The sequence below is a fragment of the Streptomyces tanashiensis genome (genome assembly GCF_014648895.1).
Classification (GTDB): domain Bacteria; phylum Actinomycetota; class Actinomycetes; order Streptomycetales; family Streptomycetaceae; genus Streptomyces; species Streptomyces tanashiensis.
The window spans coordinates 780,580-798,028 of record NZ_BMRZ01000001.1 but is presented as its reverse complement, the minus strand read 5'-3'; the positions used below and the strand labels follow the sequence as shown (position 1 = coordinate 798,028).

Genomic DNA, 17,449 nt, shown 5'->3' with positions numbered 1-17,449 from the left:
ATGGGTTGCTCTTTTGTCGGCCGCCGGTAGTGGGGGACGTGGTGTTGGACGTACTGAACAGGCCCGCTGCGGAGACCACCGACGCGGAGCCGTCCGACGGTCTCCCGCCGGCCCCGATACGCCCGTACCTGATCCTCGCGGCCGTCCTCTGCGGCCTGTACTTCCTGTACTCGTGGGTGCAGTACGCGCACTTCCGCACGCCCTCCTGGGACCTCGGGATCTTCGGGCAGTCGGTCCGGGCGTACGCCGAGTTCCGGGCGCCCGTCGTCGACATCAAGGGCCCCGGCTTCCCCATACTCGGCGACCACTTCAGCCCCGTCACCGCGCTCCTCGCGCCGCTCTACTGGATCTGGCCCTCGCCGGTCGCGCTGCTCTTCGGGCAGGCCGCGCTCTTCGCCGCCTCCGCCGTCGTCGTCGGCCGCACCACCCAGCAGATCCTCGGCAGCCGGGCCGCCGGCATCGGGCTGACCGTCGCGTACGGCCTGTCCTGGGGGCTCCAGGAGGCCGTCAAGTCCGACTTCCACGAGATCGCCTTCGCCGTACCGCTGCTCGCCCTGACCTGCCGGGCCCTGCTCCTCGGGCGCTGGACCGCGGCCGCCGCCTGGTCCGCCCCGCTGGTCCTGGTCAAGGAGGACATGGGCCTCACCGTCGCCATGGTCGGCGCGGTCCTCTTCCTGAAGGGGCGGAAGCGTCTCGGCGCGGCCCTGGCCGCCTTCGGCGTGGCGGCCTTCGCGCTGACGGTCCTCGTCCTGATCCCGGCGGCCAGCCGGCTCGGCCAGTACGACTACTGGTCCAAGATCGAGAAGACCGGCCAGGGCGCCGATACCTCCTTCGGCCAGGTCATCGGCGACGCCCTCGCCTCCGGCGAGCGGTGGGAGATGGTCTTCTACCTGTTCGCGATCACCGGCTTCCTCGCCCTGCGCTCCCCGCTGGTCCTGCTCGTCCTGCCGACCCTGGGCTGGCGGTTCCTCTCCCAGGACGCCAACCACTGGGGCATGCACTGGCACTACAGCGCGATCCTGATGCCGGTGGTCCTCCTGGCCCTCGTGGACGGCGTCCGCTCGGTCCGCACCTCGCCGCGCGCCTGGCTCGTCTCGTACGGGAAGGTCGTGATCCCCGTGGCGACGGCGGTCGCGCTCGTCCTCGCGGCGAACCTGCCGCTGCGGGAGCTGCTGAAGTCGGAGACGTACCGGACGGACAGCCGGACCCTGGAGGCGCGGGCGGCGGTCGACGCGGTGCCGGAGGGGGTGAGCGTCGAGGCGGACGTCTCGCTCCTCGCCCACCTCACGGCGGACCACCGGGTCTACTGGGTGGGCACCTCGAAGGGCGCCACCCCCGACTATCTCGCCTTCGACCTGCGCGGCTGGGGGCAGCAGGTGTCGGATCCGGAACAGCTGGCTTCGCAACTGCATCCGGAGGCGCGGTACGAGATCACCTACCGCTCGGACGGCTTCGCGGTCCTCAGGAAGGTCTGACGCGCCGGGAACGGAGGAGGGACGGGATCCGGTCGGATCCCGCCCCTCACCGGTTCACGCTCAGTACTGCTGCTTGTTCCGGTTGAACCAGGCCGAGCCGTCGGACTTCGCCGTGAAGACGATGACCATGATGCCGAGGGCGAGGCTCACGATGCCGAGGGGCAGCGAGAAGAGGCTGAACAGCACCGCGAACGAGGCCCAGACGATGGCGCCGATCCGGACGCCGTTGCCGCCGGACTTGAACTTGGCGGCGAGCACCATGCCGAGGACCGCGAAGATCAGCGAGATGACACCGGCGCCGATCATGATGCCCTGGCCCAGGTTCGCGAAGGTCTCCTCGTCGCCGGACAGGGTGCCCTGCTTCTCCAGCTCGCTGGTGAAGGTGAAGGAGAGGCCGATCGCGGCGACACCGCCGATGAGGTTGAAGGCGCCCATGATCCACATCATCACGCGCGCGGCCTTCACGCCACCGGGCATCTCCATGACCGCACCCGGGTAGCCGCCGCCGTACGGCGAGACCGGCGGAGCCGCCGGGTAGCCGTAACCCTGCGGCGGCACACCCTGCGGGGCCTGCTGCGGGTAGCCGTAGCCGGGCTGCTGCCCCTGTCCCTGCGGCTGGCCGTAGGGGTTGTTCGGTTCGCCGAAGCTCATCGCGGGATTCCTCCGTGAATTTCTCTGTGCGGGGACGACGCGGCCCGCGCGGAGGACTTTCACGGCATTTGAGCGGATTTCCCCCCGGCACTTTCCGCGGTACTACGCGGCTCATGGTCGTCGCAAGGCCGACTTTTTGTCCAGTCGATACGTGGCGGAGTTGTGCAGGTGCAACCTGTCGTTCCGCATCGCCGGCCGTTGCGCACGAGCGAATTGGAACAAGGCGGGGGTCATCCGGGAGGATGTCTCCATGAGCGCCCAGATTCTCGATGGCAAGGCCACCGCAGCCGCGATCAAGTCCGATCTGACCGTCCGTGTGGCGGCCCTCAAGGAAAAGGGCATCACGCCCGGCCTCGGCACGGTCCTGGTCGGCGACGACCCGGCCAGCCACAAGTACGTCGCGGGAAAGCACCGTGACTGCGCGGAGGTCGGCCTCGCCTCCATCCAGCGCACCCTGCCGGGCACCGCCACCCAGGAGGAGATCGAGGCGGTCGTACGGGAGCTCAACGAGGACCCGGCCTGCACCGGCTACATCGTCCAGCTGCCGCTGCCCAAGGGCATCGACGAGAACCGCATCCTGGAGCTGATGGACCCGGCCAAGGACGCGGACGGTCTGCACCCGACCAACCTCGGCCGGCTCGTCCTCAACGAGCCCGCCCCGCTGCCCTGCACGCCGAACGGCGTCATCACGCTGCTCCGCGCGCACGGCGTGGAGATCAACGGAGCGGAGGTCGTGGTCGTCGGCCGCGGCGTCACCATCGGCCGCCCGATGCCGCTCATCCTCACCCGCCGCTCCGAGAACGCGACCGTGACCCAGTGCCACACCGGCACCCGGGACCTCTCGGCCCACCTGCGCAACGCCGACATCATCGTCGCGGCGGCCGGTGTGCCGCACCTGATCAAGCCCGAGGACGTGAAGCCGGGCGCGGCCGTCCTCGACGTCGGCGTCTCGCGCAACGGCGAGGGCAAGATCGTCGGCGACGTCCACCCCGGCGTCGCCGAGGTGGCCGGCTGGATCTCCCCGAACCCCGGCGGCGTGGGCCCGATGACCCGTGCGCAGCTCCTCGTCAACGTCGTCGAGGCCGCCGAGCGCGCGGCCGCGGCGCTCTGACGTGACCTCCGGGACCCCGGAGGCGCCCGGGAACCCGGACGCGGCCGAGCCCGCGGACGCCGAGGGCGCCGCGGACACCGGCGCGAAGGGCGGACCGCGGCGGCGGCCGCCCACCGTCACCACCGACACCGCACGCCCCGAGGGCGGCGGCCGGGCGGCCCCCGGCGACGCCCCGGCGCCCGCACGTCAGTGGCCGCTGCTCACCGTCCTCGTGCTCGCCGGCCTGGGCCTGCTCGTGGTGGGGACGGATCCCTTCCCGCAGGCCTTCCGGGTGGGGGCGATCCTGGTCGGGGCCGCGCTCCTCACGGGTGCGGCGATGCGCCGGATGCTGCCGTCCGTCGGCATGCTGGCCGTCCGCTCCCGCTTCACGGACATGATCACGTACGGGGTCATGGGCGGCCTGATCGTGCTGCTCGCGCTCATGGTGCAGCCGTCGCCCTGGCTGCGGATCCCGTTCCTGGAGGACGTGCTCCACCTCACGGTGACCTAGCCGGCCGGTGGTGCGGAAACAGCGCCCGCCCTCTCCCCCGTGGGAGGGCGGGCGCCGTCGTGATCAGGGTCATGTACGTGCCAAGGTCGGTTCAAGGTCCGTCGGCGCGCTGTGGCACGGAAGTGACCATTCCGCTACCTCGGCCCGGCATCCGGGCGCACATCGCACGGGCACCGCCGAGCCGTGGACGACCCCGCCGCACACCCCCTGAGGCCTCCCCGGACGGGTGGCAGTGAGCCGGACCACAAGGGGGTGGGGATTCGAGGGGGTCCGGGTCGGATAGCCTGACCGCTGGATATCTCTTCATGTCGAGACACCGATCGATCAAGAGAGCTATCCCGCACCAGGGGCAGGGACCCCCACCGCCAGCTGTCTTACGGAGATCGCCATGACCCGCACTCCCGTGAATGTCACCGTGACCGGCGCGGCCGGCCAGATCGGCTACGCGCTGCTCTTCCGCATCGCCTCCGGCCACCTGCTCGGCGCGGACGTGCCGGTCAAGCTGCGCCTCCTCGAGATCCCGCAGGGCGTGAAGGCCGCCGAGGGCACCGCCATGGAGCTCGACGACTGCGCGTTCCCGCTGCTCAAGGGCATCGACATCTTCGACAACCCGAACAAGGGCTTCGAGGGTGCCAACATCGGCCTGCTCGTCGGCGCCCGCCCGCGTGGCCCGGGCATGGAGCGCGGCGACCTGCTCGCCGCCAACGGCGGCATCTTCAAGCCGCAGGGCGAGGCCATCGCCGCCCACGCCGCGGACGACGTCAAGATCCTCGTCGTCGGCAACCCGGCCAACACCAACGCCCTGATCGCCCAGTCCGCCGCCAAGGGCGTCCCGGCCGAGCGCTTCACCGCGATGACCCGCCTGGACCACAACCGCGCGCTGACGCAGCTGGCCCAGAAGACCGGCTCCTCGGTCACGGACATCAAGCGCCTCACCATCTGGGGCAACCACTCCGCGACCCAGTACCCGGACATCTTCCACGCGGAGATCGCCGGCAAGAACGCCGCCGAGGTCGTCAACGACGAGGCGTGGCTGGCCGACACCTTCATCCCGACCGTCGCCAAGCGCGGCGCCGCGATCATCGACGCCCGTGGCGCGTCCTCCGCGGCCTCCGCCGCCAACGCCGCCATCGACCACGTGTACACCTGGGTCAACGGCACCGCCGAGGGCGACTGGACCTCCATGGGCGTCCCGTCCGACGGCTCCTACGGCGTCCCGGAGGGTCTGATCTCCTCCTTCCCGGTCACCTGCAAGGACGGCAAGTACGAGATCGTCCAGGGCCTCGACATCAACGAGTTCTCCCGCGCCCGCATCGACGCGTCGGTGAACGAGCTCTCCGAGGAGCGCGACGCGGTCCGCGAGCTCGGCCTCATCTGAAGCTGATTCCAGCTCCACACACCCGGCGCCCCCGGGCCGTACGACCGACCGTACGGCGCGGGGGCGCCGTTTTCTCTGCCGACACGGAACGGCCGCCTCCCCTATGCTGTCCCACCGGTTCACAGCCAACTCGGCAGTAAACACGGAAAGTTCCATACATTCGGGGGAGTCTTGGCGCAGTCGTTCGTGCCCCATCAGCCCGGTCAGCCACCGAGCCCACCGCCCGGCACGCCGCCCGGCGGCGTCGACCCGCGCCGTTCACCCGCCGCCAGCGAGGCGACCCGGCTGCTCTGCGCCGGCACGTACCTCGACGACGCGTTCCGTGACGCGGTCATCGACCAGCTGTACGTCCACGAGGAGCGCTTCGCCGCCCCCTCCCTCGGCTACGACGCGAGCCGCGTCCTCGCCCACGCGCTGCGCGCCCGCCGCGTCGAACTCGCCTGGGCCGCCGGCATCCTGGCCCTCTGGATCGTCGCGATCCCCCTCACCAAGGGTCTGATCGCGCTCCTCATCGCCCCCTTCCTGCTGCTCGGCATCGCCCGCTGGGTGCGCGGCCGGTCCGCCACCGCCCCCGTCTACCGCCTGGTACCCGCCTTCGTCCTGCGCTGGTACGGGCGGCTGATGCTCCTCCAGTCCGCGCTGTTCCTCTTCCTCCTCGCGTTCGCCGACGACGAGTCCGGCGGGTACGGCGGGTACGGCGGGTACGGCGGGTCCGGCGGGGACCTCCTCGGCGACGTCTCCGACACCGGCGACTTCCTCGACCTCGTGGTCGGCCTCGCCGCCCAGGAGGTGTGGGGCGTCGGCAAGCTGGAGGTGTGGATCACCATCGCCGTGCCGTTCCTCGTGGCCTGGGCGGTGGCCACCCAGCGCGGCCAGTTCGCCCGCGCGCTCACCCGGGAGCTCTCCCGCGAGCGCTTCGCCGACCAGCGGTCCGACCCGGCCGAGCTTGCCGAGGGCGGCCGCTTCCGCAGGCTCCGCGACCGGATCCGGATCGAGCAGCACGCCCGGCTGATCATGTACGGCTCCGAGGACCCGTTCTGCGGCGCCGGAGCCCCGTACGAGCCCTGGTCGCTCTCCGTCGAGCTGCGCCCCCGCAAGAACCTCGACGGCAAGGCGCCCGAACCGCTCGACAACAGCGCCGTCCTGCGGCACGTCGTCCCGCTCCTGGAGGCGCTGCGCGTGCCCTCCCCGCACGGCTCGCCGCGGCTCCAGGCCGCCGTGCGGGACCGGCTGCGCGAACTGGAGATCGACGAGGTCGTCTTCCTGCCCGTCGACGGCCTCCCGGCCCGCACGGCCGCCCCGTACACCCCCGAGGCCTTCGAGGCGCACCGCTCGGGCGCCATCGAGGAGGGCGGCGAGACCCGCCGCCACTTCCTCCGGGTCCGGGTCGGCGGCTGGGGCGAGGAGATCGTCACCACGGTCTTCGTCCGCGCCCAGGGCGGCATGCTGATGCTGGAGGTCGCCCCGCACGTCCTGCGGCCGGTGAAGCCGCTCTACCGGTACGCCGACCGGAACGCCCACCGCTACCTGCACAACCACCACTTCGGCAAGGCCGTCTGGGCGCTCGGCCGGACCCCGCGCTCGGCCGGACAGGCCGTCGTCACGCTCTGGCGCGCGCTCGGCCACCTGTGGCGGGTGCTCACCGCCGGCCACACCAACGCCCTGCCCGAGGGGCCGTGGGCCTCCGTCCGCGAGCTGGGCTCGGACGACGAGGCCTCCCTCTTCCAGGAGATGGACGTCAGCCGCTACCTCAAGAGCGTCCAGGACCGGGTCGCGAACGGCGTGACGGTGGCCCTCCGCGAAGCCGGTTACGAGACCGCCGAGTTCGAGCAGAAGATCGTCCATGTCGCCGAGGGCGGCACGTTCATCGAGAACACCAAGGGCAACGTCACCCTCGGCAACCACAACACCGTGACCAGCAAGACCTTCACCACTTCGACGACCGGAGGCGACCGTGGCTGACCGTGCCCACTCCCCTGACAGCGGTGGCATCCACGTCACCAACACCAGCGGCAACGTCACCATCGGCGACAACAACACCGTCACCAGCACGGTGAACGGCACCCCGCCGGCCCGCGATCCCGGGCAGGAGGAGCTGCTCCAGGCCATCCGCCGGTTCCGCACCGACCTGCGGGGCGTCGTCGCCTCCGAGCAGACCGCCGCACTCGACGCCGAACTCTCCGACGCCGAGGACGAGATCGAGGGCACCGGACGCGCGGGCACCGGACGGCTGACCGCCCTGCGCCGCGCCCTCACGGACGCCGGCGCGGTGGCCGGGATCCTCGCCTCGGGCGTGGCCGTGGGGCAGGCCGTCGGCGCGCTGCTCGGAGGATGAGATGAGCGGTCACGGGGGCGGTCCGGCGGGCGCGGCCCGCTGGAACGACGAGACACAGAGCTGGGAGAGCGGGGCGTCGGGGAGCGGTCCCGTCGCCTCGCCGGGCGGCGGCCCCGTCGCACCCCCGCCGCCGCCACCTCCGGCGTACGCACCGGAGTTCACCCCGGAGTACGTTCCCGAGTCCGGAGGCTGGCAGTACCCCGCGCCGCCCGCCCCGGCGCCCCGGCCCCGCTCGCGTGCCGTGCTGGCGGCCGGGGTGGCGGCGGCCGTCATCGCGGGCGGTTCCGTGAGCGCCTGGATGGTCTGGGGAAGGGGGGACGCGAACGGTCCGGCGGCGGGCCCCGCGGCCTCCGTCTCGGCCCCTCCGACCCCTCCGGCTCCCTCGGAGACGGAGGAGCCGACCACCGGGACTCCGTCGGAGACCGCCTCCGAGACGCCCGCCTCCACGGACGGCGCGCCGCCGCCCGGCTACCGCGTGCAGGAGGACCTGAAGGGCTTCACGATCGCCGTCCCCGACGGCTGGGACCGCACCGAGTCCGACCAGGGCGTGTTCTTCAACGCGCCGGACGGGCGGAGTCTGGTCCAGGTCTTCGTCATCCAGGAGGCGGGCATCACGCCGTACGAGGCGCTGCGCGGCGCGTCCGAGGACGGCCGGGCCAACAAGCCGGGCTACGAGGAGATCGGCCTCGAACGCGTCACCGGAGAGGCGGACGCCCCGGCGGACTCCGCCGAGCTGGTGTACGCGTACGACCGCGAGGGCGGTCGCCGCAAGGTCGTCGACCGCGCCTTCACGGCCGCGGACGGCAACCAGTACGCGATCCTGGCCGCGGGGCCGGAGGCCGACTGGCCGAAGCAGCGCGAGGTCCTCCGGGTGGCCCTGACCTTCTTCAGACCGGGCGCGCACTGAGGGCCCACCCGTTGTGGGCATGCGTTCCGCCGGGGCGGAACGGGTGGGCACAACGGAACGGCGCCCTTGCCGGCGCCTGAGGCTCCCGCGCCTGGACCCGCACCCCTGGTGCAGTGCACTGGTGGTGCGGATCAAGGCGCGGAACGCGGAGGCGCCGCTGAAGGGCGCCGTCCCGTGTGCCCACCCGTCCCGCCCCAGCGGGACGATTGCCCACACGGGCCGGGGCGCGGCCCACACGGGGCGTGGCGCGGGCCCGCACGGGGCGTGGCGCGGGCCCGTCGGGCTCAGAGGTCCCGCAGGGCGTGGAGCGGCGTCACGTTCTCCAGGGCCCGCCGCAGCAACCCGTCGCCGAACGTGATCCGCGTCGCCCCCAGCCGGCCGAGTTCGCCGAAGGGCGGGCCGCCCGGCACGGCGAGGACGTTGAGGGGGAGGTCGCCGAGGGCGGCGCGCAGCGCCGGGAGGTCGGCGGGCGGGGCGGCGATCGGGTAGACGCAGTCCGCGCCCGCCTCCGCGTAGAGCCGGGAGCGGGCGACCGCCGCCTCCAGGGCTTCGGGCGTCCGCCGGATGTACACGTCCACGCGCGCGTTGAGGAAGAGATCGGGGCCCGCGGCGGCCCGTACCTCCGCCAGCCAGTCCGCGTGCGCCCGCGGGTCCCGGAGCGTCCGGTCGGGACCGGTGTCCTCCAGGTTGACGCCGACGGCACCGGACTCCCGTACGCGCTCGACCAGTTCGGCGGCCGGAAGGCCGTAGCCGCCCTCCAGGTCCGCCGTGACGGGTACGGAGACGGAGCGGACGATCCGCGCGACGGCGGCGAACATCTCCGCCGGCGGGGTCTCCCCGTCCTCGTACCCGAGGGAGGCGGCGATCCCCGCGCTCGGCGTGGCGAGCGCGGGATGCCCGGCCGCCTCGAAGGCGCGGGCGCTCGCCGCGTCCCACGGGCCGGGCAGCACCAGCGGGACGTCCGCGGGCCGCCCCAGGTGGAGGGCACGCAGCGCCTGGGCGGTCATGCGGTGCGCGGGGTGTAGTGGCCGGGCGTCAGCCGCGTGGTGACGCCGATCCGGTTCCAGGCGTTGATCGTGACGATCGCCGCGATGACCCGGGCGAGTTCGGTCTCGTCGAAGTGCGCGGCGGCCCGCGCGTACACCTCGTCCGGTACGAAGCCGTCGGTCAGGACCGTGACGGCCTCGGTCAGCGCGAGCGCCGCGAGTTCGCGCTCGGTGTAGAAGTGCCGGGACTCCTCCCAGGCGGAGAGCTGCACGATCCGCTCGACGCTCTCGCCCTCCGCCAGCGCGTCCTTGCTGTGCATGTCGATGCAGAACGCGCAGCGGTTGACCTGCGAGGCCCGGAGCTTGATCAGGTGGTAGAGGGTCGGGTCGATGTCCTTCGCGGCCGCCGTCTCCAGCCGGATCATCGCGCGGTAGAACTCGGGGAGGCGCTCGGCGAGGGGGAGGCGGGGTGCGTGCTCGTGGGCGTACACGGTCTGCTCGATCGATTCCGTCGTCGTCATGCGTCCACCGTACGAAGCCGATGGCTCAGCTGTATGGTCCATTCCCATGGCGAACGACTGGGCCACTTTCGGGGCCGACCTCCATCTGGAACTCCGCGGCACCCGGCTCCGCGCGGGCCTCATGGACGCCCTGCGGGAGGCCGTCCGCAGCGGCCGCCTGGAGGCCGGCACCCGGCTGCCGTCCTCGCGCTCGCTCGCCGCGGACCTCGGCATGGCCCGCAACACCGTCGCCGATGCCTACGCCGAGCTGGTCGCCGAGGGCTGGCTCACCGCCCGCCAGGGCTCCGGGACCCGGGTCGCCCGCCGGACCGCCCCCCGCACCCTCGCGCCGTCGGCCGCGCAGCCCCCGCCGGCCGGCCGGAGCCGGGGTCGGGGCCGGCCCGCCCCGCCCGCGCACAACCTCAACTCGGGCACCCCCGACCTCGCCTCCTTCCCGCGCGCCGACTGGCTCAAGGCGTACCGCCGGGCCCTCACCGACGCGCCCAACGAGGCCTTCGGGTACGGCGATCCGCGCGGCAGGCCCGAGCTGCGCGGCGCGCTCGCCGAGTACCTCGCCCGCGCCCGCGGTGTGTACGCCCGGCCCGAGCGGATCGTGATCTGCGCGGGCTTCGTGCACGGCCTGATGCTGATCGGCCAGGTGCTGCGGGCCCGGGGCGTGCGGGACGTGGCCGTCGAGTCGTACGGGCTCGACCTCCACGACGGCCTCCTGCGCCGGGCCGGACTCGGCACCCCCGCCCTGGGCTTCGACGAACGCGGCACGAGGGTCGAGGAGCTGGCCGGTCTCGACGGGTGCGGGGCCGTCCTCATGACGGCCGCCCACCAGTACCCGCTGGGCGGCGCCCTGCCCCCGGACCGGCGTGCGGCGGTCGTCGACTGGGCGCGCGCCTCCGGCGGCCTCGTCCTGGAGGACGACTACGACGGGGAGTTCCGCTACGACCGGCAGCCGGTCGGCGCGCTCCAGGGCCTCGACCCCGAGCGCGTCGTCCATCTGGGCACCGCGAGCAAGTCCCTCGCGCCCGGTCTGCGCCTCGCCTGGATGGTCCTGCCGCGGGACCTCGCGGTGGAGGTCGCGGAGGCGAAGGGTGCCGTGGACTGGTCGTCGAGCGCGCCGGACCAGCTGGCGTTCGCGGAGTTCCTGCGCTCGGGGGCGTACGACCGGCACGTACGGGCGATGCGGCTGCGCTACCGGCGCCGCCGCGACCAGCTGGTGGCGGCCGTCGCCGCGCACTCCCCGGAGACCCGGGTCAGCGGCATCGCGGCCGGTCTCCACGCCGTCCTGGCCCTCCCGCCCGGCACCGAGCAGGCCACCCTGCGGGCCGCCGCCTGGCGCGGTCTCGCCGTGCAGGGCGTCAACCAGTTCCGCCGCCCCACGGTGCCGTCCACCCTCGACGGCCTCGTCGTCGGCTACGCCACACCCCCGGACAGCGGCTGGCAGGGCGCCCTCCAGGCCCTGTGCGGGGTGCTGCCGTAGGAGCCCTGCCGGCCCGCACCCGCCCGGCGGGTCCTCAGGCGGACGGCTCCGTGGCCGGGTCCTGGTCCCGGTCCGGCTCGGGGGCGGGGGCCTCGCCGAACCGGGCCAGGGTCAGGGAGCCCGCCACCGCCACCGCGAAACCGGTGATCGCCAGCCAGTTGAGGCCCTCCCGGGTGCGGTCCCCGAGCCAGGCCACCCCGACGATCGCCGGGCCGATCGTCTCGCCGAGCACCGCGCCCGCCGTCGCCGTGGTCACCGAGCCCCGCTGGAGCGCCGAGGTCAGCAGCAGGAACGCCGCCCCGCCGCCGACGAGCAGCGCGTACCAGACGGGATCGGCGAAGTCGATGCCGTCGATCAGCCGGACCGCCACCTCCACCACTCCGAAGCCGATACCGGCCCCGAGGCCGAGGACGAGCGCCCGGGGCTTGTCCGGCAGCCGGCCGGCGGCCACACCGAGCAGCAGGACCCCGAAGGAGATCCCGAGGAGCGCCCAGCGCAGCGCCTCCGAGCCCTCCCGGTGGCCCTCCCTGCCGGCGGCGAGCGCCAGCATCGCGAGCCCCGTGCAGACCACGGCCACGGCGGTCCACTCCACCCGGCTCAGCCGCACCCGCAGCACCCGGGAGGCGATGACCGCCGTGACCGCCAGGCTCGCGGCGAGGGCCGCGCCCACCACGTAGATGGGCAGCGTCCGCAGCGCCACGATCTGCAGCGCGAAGCCCAGACCGTCCATCCCGAGGCCGGCGAGATAGCGCCACTGCCGCAGGGCCCGCCACATCAGCGCGACATCGACGCCACCGCCCGTCCCCGGCTCGGTGGCGCGGGCCGCCATCGCCTGGAGGACCGAGGCCGCGCCGAAGCAGACGGACGAGGCCAGCGCACAAATCATCCCGAGGAGCACGAAACGACTCTAGGGCGTGAGGCCGGAAATCACCGGCCTACACTGTGCGGTCGCGACGGGGTCGCGACGGGGTCGCGAGGCGGTCGCGACGGTGAAGGGGAGGCGGCGGACATGCGCAGGCTGAGGTCGAGCACGGTGGTGCTCGGCGGGATGGGTGTGCTCGCGGCGACGATCACCGCGTGCGGTTCGGAACCGGACAAGCGGTGCGTGGACCCGCTGACCCGGGAGGAGCTGCCGAGCTACGAGTGCCGGAGCGGCGGCGGCAGCGACGACGACAACGGCTCCACCCACCGCGGCTCGTACTACTACGGCGGTTCCGTCCGCGACAAGCGCGTCAGCGGCGGCAGCTTCGACAAGACCGCCGTCGACACCGGCGGCTTCGGCTGCTCCGGCACCGGCGGCGGCTGAGACGGGCGCGGCACCATGGAACGCCACACCATCGAGCCCCGGCCCGGCTGGCAGGAGACGGTCGAGGAGCAGGGTCTCGTCTATCCGCTGACCCGCCACCCGGACGGTTCGCTGCGCCCGTACTGGGACGAGAGCGCGTACTACTCCTTCTCGCTGCCCGAGGTCGAGGCGCTGGAGGAGGTCGTCGAGGAACTGCACGCGATGTGTCTGGCGGCGGCCGCGCACATCGTCGAGCAGGACCGTTTCTCCGAGCTCGGGATCACCGACCCCAGGCTGGCGGGCCTGGTCGCGGAGTCCTGGCGGCGACGGGCCGAACTCCCCTCCCTGTACGGCCGCTTCGACCTGCGCTACGACGGCACCGGCCCGGCCAGGATGCTGGAGTACAACGCCGACACCCCGACCTCGCTCGTGGAGGCCGCGAGCCCGCAGTGGTTCTGGATGGAGGAACGGTTCCCCGGCGCCGACCAGTGGAACTCGCTCCACGAGCGGCTCGTCGACGCCTGGAAGCGGCAGGCGCCCCTGCTCCCGCCCGGCCCCGTCCACTTCGCCCACTCGGACGGCGACGAGCTCGGCGAGGACCTGATGACGGTCGCGTACCTGCGCGAGACCGCCCAGCAGGCCGGGCTCGACACCGAGGCGCTCTCCGTCGAACGGATCGGCTGGGACCGGCTCTCGCGCCGCTTCGTGGACGACCGGCTCCGCTTCATCCGCAGCTGCTTCAAGCTCTACCCGTGGGAGTGGCTGACCACCGACCGCTTCGGCCGGTACGTCCTGGACACCCTCGACAACGGCGGCGGCACCGGCACGACGTGCTGGATCGAACCCGCCTGGAAGATGCTGCTCTCCAACAAGGCGCTCCTCGCGATCCTGTGGGAGCTGAACCCGGGCCACCCCAACCTGCTGCCCGCCTACCTCGACGGGCCGCGCGAACTCGCCTCGACCACCGGCTGGGTCGCCAAGCCGCTGCTCGGCCGCGAGGGAGCGGGCGTCACCCTGCACGAGGCCGGCACGGAGCCCTTCGTACGGGACGGGGAGGCCTGCTGCTACCAGGGGCTCGCCCCGCTGCCCGACTTCGACGGCAACCGGGTGGTGCTCGGCGCGTGGGTCGTCGAGGGCGAGGCGGCGGGGCTGGGGATCCGGGAGTCGGCGGGCCTCGTCACCGACGAGTACGCCCGCTTCCTCCCGCACGTGATCCTCTAGGGCCCGCCCTACCCGGGGGTGTGGTCCCGCGGCGTCCCGTCCTACCCGGGGATGTAGTCCCGCAGCGGCGCCGGCGTCAGACCGGCCGCCTCGGCCGCGTCCAGGGCACGCCGCAAGTCCTGCGTCACCGTCTCGTTGAAGTGCAGCAGGACGATGTCGCCGGCCTTGAGCCGCGGGGTCGGCGGGGTCCACCGGCCCCAGGTCGTGAGGTCGTACGTCCAGGTCACCAGGGCCTTCGCGCCGCAGGCGCGGGCGGTGGTCCGGGTGGTCTCGTCGAAGGTGCCGTACGGCGGGCGCAGCAGCCGCGGCCCGTCGCCGAACTGCGCGAGGTGCTGGTCGCGGGCCCCGCACGCCTCCGCCTTCTGCCCGGTGGCGTCGAGGGTGGTCAGGTCGGGGTGGTTGACGGTGTGGTTCTCGACGCGGGAGCGGCCCTGATCGAGCAGGGTGTGGAAGTAGCCGGAGTCGTACGAGTAGGCGCCGGGGAGCAGGAAGAGCGAGGCGGGCACCCGGCGGTCGAGCAGCAGCTTCGCCGCGGCGGGATCGTGGTACCAGCCGTCGTCGATGGTGATGAAGACGACCGGGTCGGTGGTCTCGACGTGGGAGACCACCGGGACGGGCTCGGGCCAGGCCGCCGGGGCGGCGTGCGCGGGTCCCGTGACCGCGCCGAGGAGCGCGAGCGGGACGAGGGCGGCGAGCGCGGCACGCACGGCGTGACGCAGACGGAGTCTCGGCATGGCGGCATCATTGGCCTAGACCAAGTCTCGTGTCAATGAGTCGAGTTGACCGCCCGCGGCCCTCCCGCCGCCGTCCCACCGCCCTCCCCGAAACGGACCCTGTCAGTCTGACAGAACGCCCCTCAGCTGCTCCAGACCCCAGTCCAGATCCTCCTTCGAGATGACCAGCGGCGGAGCGATCCGGATCGTCGAACCGTGCGTGTCCTTCACCAGGACCCCACGCTCCATCAGCTTCTCCGAGATCTCCCGGCCCGTCCCCCTGGACGGCACGATGTCCACCCCGGCCCACAGCCCGCGTCCGCGCACCGCCTCCACAGCACCGCCGCCCACGAGCAGCCCCAGCTCCGCGTGGAGGTGCTCGCCCAGCTCCGCCGCCCGCTCCTGGAACTCGCCCGTCCGCAGCATCGCGATCACCTCCAGGGCCACCGCGCAGGCCAGCGGGTTCCCGCCGAACGTCGAACCGTGCTCACCCGGCCGGAACACCCCGAGGACGTCACGGTCGGCCACCACCGCCGACACCGGCACCACCCCGCCGCCCAGCGCCTTCCCCAGGATGTACACGTCCGGCACCACACCCTCGTGCTCGCACGCGAACGTCCGCCCCGTCCGGCCGAGACCCGACTGGATCTCGTCCGCCATGAACAGCACGTTCCGCCGGCGGGTCAGCTCCCGCACCCCCGCGAGATAGCCGGCCGGAGGGACCAGGACCCCCGCCTCACCCTGGATCGGCTCCAGGAGCACCGCCACCGTGTTCTCGGTGACCGCCGCCTCCATCGCCGTCAGGTCCCCGTACGGCACGATCTCGAACCCCGGCGTGTACGGCCCGAAGTGGTCCCGCGCCTCGTGGTCCGTCGAGAAGCTCACGATCGTCGTCGTCCGGCCGTGGAAGTTGTTCGCCGCGACCACGATCTTCGCGTGCCCGTCCGGCACGCCCTTCACCTCGTACCCCCACTTCCGGGCGGTCTTCACGGCCGTCTCGACCGCCTCCGCCCCCGTGTTCATCGGCAGCACCGCCTCCTTGCCGCACAGCTCCGCGAGCCGCGTACAGAACTCGGCGAAGCGGTCGTGGTGGAAGGCGCGCGAGGTCAGCGTCACCCGCTCCAGCTGCGCCTTCGCGGCGTCGATCAGACGCCGGTTGCCGTGCCCGAAGTTGAGCGCCGAGTACCCGGCGAGCATGTCGAGGTAGCGACGTCCCTCGACATCGGTCATCCAGGCGCCGTCCGCCGAGGCGACGACGACCGGAAGGGGGTGGTAGTTGTGAGCGCTGTGCGCGTCCGCGGAAGCGATCGCGTCTTCTGTCCTCGACACGGGATCTCCGTTCGTCCTGCGGCTCGGGGGTACGTATGGCCCCTTTCTTATCGTCGCTCGGATGCCGGACAGGGAAACCTCGGCGACGGCACGCCAGCTACCCTGAAAACACGCACGGCGACTGGCGTACGGGGAAACGACCCCGGGGGAGCCGTGCGCGCTCCACCACACGAGGTGCCGCTCGCCTGGGCATCACGGGCCCCAGGTCCCGTGCGCACCTCAGCCCCGGGACCGTTCCGCCGAACGCCCGGAGGACACCACCATGACCACCCCGCAGCAGCACCCCGCGCTCGCCGCCGCCGACCCCGAGCTCGCCGCCCTCGTCGGCGCCGAGGAACGGCTCCAGGCCGACACCCTGCGCCTCATCCCCAGCGAGAACTACGTCTCCGCCGCCGTGCTCGAAGCCTCCGGCACCGTCCTCCAGAACAAGTACAGCGAGGGCTACCCCGGCCGCCGCTACTACGAGGGCCAGCAGAACATCGACCAGGTCGAGACCCTCGCCGTCGAGCGCGCCAAGGCCCTCTTCGGCGTCGACCACGCCAACGTCCAGCCCTACTCCGGCTCCCCGGCCAACCTCGCCGTCTACCTCGCCTTCGCGCAGCCCGGCGACACCGTCATGGGCATGGCCCTGCCCATGGGCGGCCACCTCACCCACGGCTGGGGCGTCTCCGCCACCGGCAGCTGGTTCCGCGGCGTCCAGTACGGCGTCCGCCCGGGCGCCGCCTCCGAGGGGGGCGGCCGCATCGACTTCGACCAGGTCCGCGACCTCGCCCTCAAGGAGCGCCCGAAGGTCATCTTCTGCGGCGGCACCGCGCTGCCCCGCACCATCGACTTCGCCGCCTTCGGCGAGATCGCCCGCGAGTCCGGCGCCGTCCTCGTCGCCGACGTCGCCCACATCGCCGGCCTCATCGCGGGCGGCGCCCACCCGTCCCCGGCCGGGCACGTGGACGTCATCTCCACGACCACCCACAAGACCCTCCGCGGCCCGCGCGGCGCCATGCTCATGTCCCGCGAGGAGCACGCCAAGGCCCTCGACAAGGCCGTCTTCCCCGGCCTCCAGGGCGGCCCGCACAACCAGACCACCGCCGCCATCGCCGTCGCCCTCCGCGAGGCCTCCCAGCCCTCCTTCCGCGACTACGCCCACGCCGTCGTCGCCAACGCCAGGGCCCTCGCCGAGGCGCTCCTCGCCCGCGGCTTCGACCTGGTCTCCGGCGGCACCGACAACCATCTGATCCTGATCGACCTCACCCCCAAGCAGGTCCCCGGCAAGGTCGCCGCGAAGGCCCTCGACCGGGCCGGCATCGTCGTCAACTACAACACCGTCCCCTACGACCCCCGGAAGCCCTTCGACCCCTCCGGCATCCGCATCGGCACCCCGTCCCTCACCTCCCGCGGCCTCACCACGGACCACATGGACCAGGTCGCCGAGTGGATCGACCGCGCCGTCACCGCCGCGGGCAAGGGCGACGAGGAGACCCTCCGCACCGTCCGCGCCGAGGTCGCCGACCTCATGGCCGCCCACCCGGCCCCGGGCCTCCCGGTCTGACGCCCGGCCGGCCCTGAGCCCGCCTGGCCT

Annotated in this window: 17 protein-coding genes and 1 riboswitch; of the genes, 11 read left to right on the top strand and 6 right to left on the bottom strand. The window is 73.0% G+C overall.

Annotated elements, in window-relative coordinates:
• Positions 1–41: 41 nt before the first annotated feature.
• Positions 42–1,475: a DUF2079 domain-containing protein gene (locus tag IE237_RS03600; protein WP_370468141.1), complete on the top strand. Its 1,434-nt coding sequence runs from the start codon at positions 42–44 to the stop codon at positions 1,473–1,475.
• Positions 1,476–1,535: 60 nt separating this feature from the next.
• On the opposite strand, the gene IE237_RS03595 is transcribed toward IE237_RS03600, so the two are convergent.
• Positions 1,536–2,126: a hypothetical protein gene (locus IE237_RS03595; RefSeq protein ID WP_189800307.1), complete on the bottom strand. Its 591-nt coding sequence runs from the start codon at positions 2,124–2,126 to the stop codon at positions 1,536–1,538.
• Between the two features lie 250 nt (positions 2,127–2,376).
• Here IE237_RS03595 and IE237_RS03590 point away from each other — a divergent pair, with 250 nt between their 5' ends.
• From IE237_RS03590 to IE237_RS03565, 6 genes are all read left to right on the top strand, one after another.
• Positions 2,377–3,237 carry a bifunctional methylenetetrahydrofolate dehydrogenase/methenyltetrahydrofolate cyclohydrolase gene (locus tag IE237_RS03590; protein WP_189800306.1) on the top strand — a complete coding sequence of 287 codons (861 nt, stop codon included), beginning with the start codon at positions 2,377–2,379 and terminating at the stop codon, positions 3,235–3,237.
• A 1-nt stretch (position 3,238) separates the two neighbouring features.
• Positions 3,239–3,727: a DUF3017 domain-containing protein gene (locus IE237_RS03585; RefSeq protein WP_229842231.1), complete on the top strand. Its 489-nt coding sequence runs from the start codon at positions 3,239–3,241 to the stop codon at positions 3,725–3,727.
• Between the two features lie 388 nt (positions 3,728–4,115).
• The gene (locus IE237_RS03580) at positions 4,116–5,105 is read left to right on the top strand and encodes a malate dehydrogenase (RefSeq protein WP_189800304.1); all 990 of its coding nucleotides are present in this window, start codon (positions 4,116–4,118) and stop codon (positions 5,103–5,105) included.
• A gap of 171 nt (positions 5,106–5,276) precedes the next feature.
• The gene (locus tag IE237_RS03575; protein WP_229842229.1) at positions 5,277–7,067 is read left to right on the top strand and encodes an AbeC-like domain-containing protein; all 1,791 of its coding nucleotides are present in this window, start codon (positions 5,277–5,279) and stop codon (positions 7,065–7,067) included.
• Positions 7,060–7,440 (top strand): hypothetical protein, encoded by a 381-nt coding sequence (locus tag IE237_RS03570; RefSeq protein WP_189800303.1) that lies wholly within the window; start codon positions 7,060–7,062, stop codon positions 7,438–7,440. Before IE237_RS03575 ends, IE237_RS03570 begins: the two co-directional genes overlap by 8 nt.
• 1 nt (position 7,441) lies before the next feature.
• Entirely contained in the window at positions 7,442–8,347 is a 906-nt protein-coding gene (locus IE237_RS03565) for a serine/threonine kinase C-terminal domain-containing protein (protein ID WP_189800302.1), read from the top strand.
• Positions 8,348–8,631: 284 nt separating this feature from the next.
• Here the strand turns inward: IE237_RS03565 and IE237_RS03560 are convergent, their stop codons facing one another.
• Together IE237_RS03560 and IE237_RS03555 are read right to left on the bottom strand one after the other, a co-directional pair.
• The gene (locus IE237_RS03560) at positions 8,632–9,354 is read right to left on the bottom strand and encodes an isocitrate lyase/PEP mutase family protein (protein WP_189800301.1); all 723 of its coding nucleotides are present in this window, start codon (positions 9,352–9,354) and stop codon (positions 8,632–8,634) included.
• Positions 9,351–9,854, bottom strand: a complete 504-nt coding sequence (locus IE237_RS03555; RefSeq protein ID WP_189800300.1) for a carboxymuconolactone decarboxylase family protein — start codon at positions 9,852–9,854, stop codon at positions 9,351–9,353. Before IE237_RS03555 ends, IE237_RS03560 begins: the two co-directional genes overlap by 4 nt.
• A 46-nt stretch (positions 9,855–9,900) precedes the next feature.
• Here IE237_RS03555 and pdxR point away from each other — a divergent pair, with 46 nt between their 5' ends.
• Positions 9,901–11,325: a MocR-like pyridoxine biosynthesis transcription factor PdxR gene (pdxR, locus tag IE237_RS03550; protein ID WP_189800299.1), complete on the top strand. Its 1,425-nt coding sequence runs from the start codon at positions 9,901–9,903 to the stop codon at positions 11,323–11,325.
• A 34-nt stretch (positions 11,326–11,359) separates the two neighbouring features.
• Here pdxR and IE237_RS03545 read toward each other — a convergent pair whose 3' ends face one another.
• A complete protein-coding gene (locus IE237_RS03545; RefSeq protein WP_189800298.1) occupies positions 11,360–12,211 on the bottom strand; it encodes a DMT family transporter in 852 nt (283 codons plus the stop codon).
• 123 nt (positions 12,212–12,334) lie between these two features.
• Between IE237_RS03545 and IE237_RS03540 the strand changes: the two genes are divergently transcribed.
• Positions 12,335–12,631: a hypothetical protein gene (locus IE237_RS03540; protein ID WP_189800297.1), complete on the top strand. Its 297-nt coding sequence runs from the start codon at positions 12,335–12,337 to the stop codon at positions 12,629–12,631.
• Positions 12,632–12,646: 15 nt separating this feature from the next.
• Positions 12,647–13,831, top strand: a complete 1,185-nt coding sequence (locus IE237_RS03535; protein ID WP_189800296.1) for a glutathionylspermidine synthase family protein — start codon at positions 12,647–12,649, stop codon at positions 13,829–13,831.
• Between the two features lie 41 nt (positions 13,832–13,872).
• Here IE237_RS03535 and IE237_RS03530 read toward each other — a convergent pair whose 3' ends face one another.
• Together IE237_RS03530 and rocD are read right to left on the bottom strand one after the other, a co-directional pair.
• Complete coding sequence (locus tag IE237_RS03530; protein WP_189800295.1) at positions 13,873–14,565, bottom strand: polysaccharide deacetylase family protein; 693 nt, start codon at positions 14,563–14,565, stop codon at positions 13,873–13,875.
• Between the two features lie 102 nt (positions 14,566–14,667).
• On the bottom strand, positions 14,668–15,873 hold the full coding sequence (gene rocD / locus IE237_RS03525; RefSeq protein WP_189800294.1) for an ornithine--oxo-acid transaminase: 1,206 nt from the start codon (positions 15,871–15,873) through the stop codon (positions 14,668–14,670).
• Positions 15,874–15,980: 107 nt separating this feature from the next.
• A riboswitch (ZMP/ZTP riboswitch) is annotated at positions 15,981–16,071 on the top strand.
• Between the two features lie 64 nt (positions 16,072–16,135).
• On the opposite strand from rocD, the gene glyA reads away from it, so the two are divergent.
• Complete coding sequence (gene glyA / locus IE237_RS03520) at positions 16,136–17,419, top strand: serine hydroxymethyltransferase (RefSeq protein ID WP_189800293.1); 1,284 nt, start codon at positions 16,136–16,138, stop codon at positions 17,417–17,419.
• The last annotated feature ends 30 nt before the right edge of the window (positions 17,420–17,449 follow it).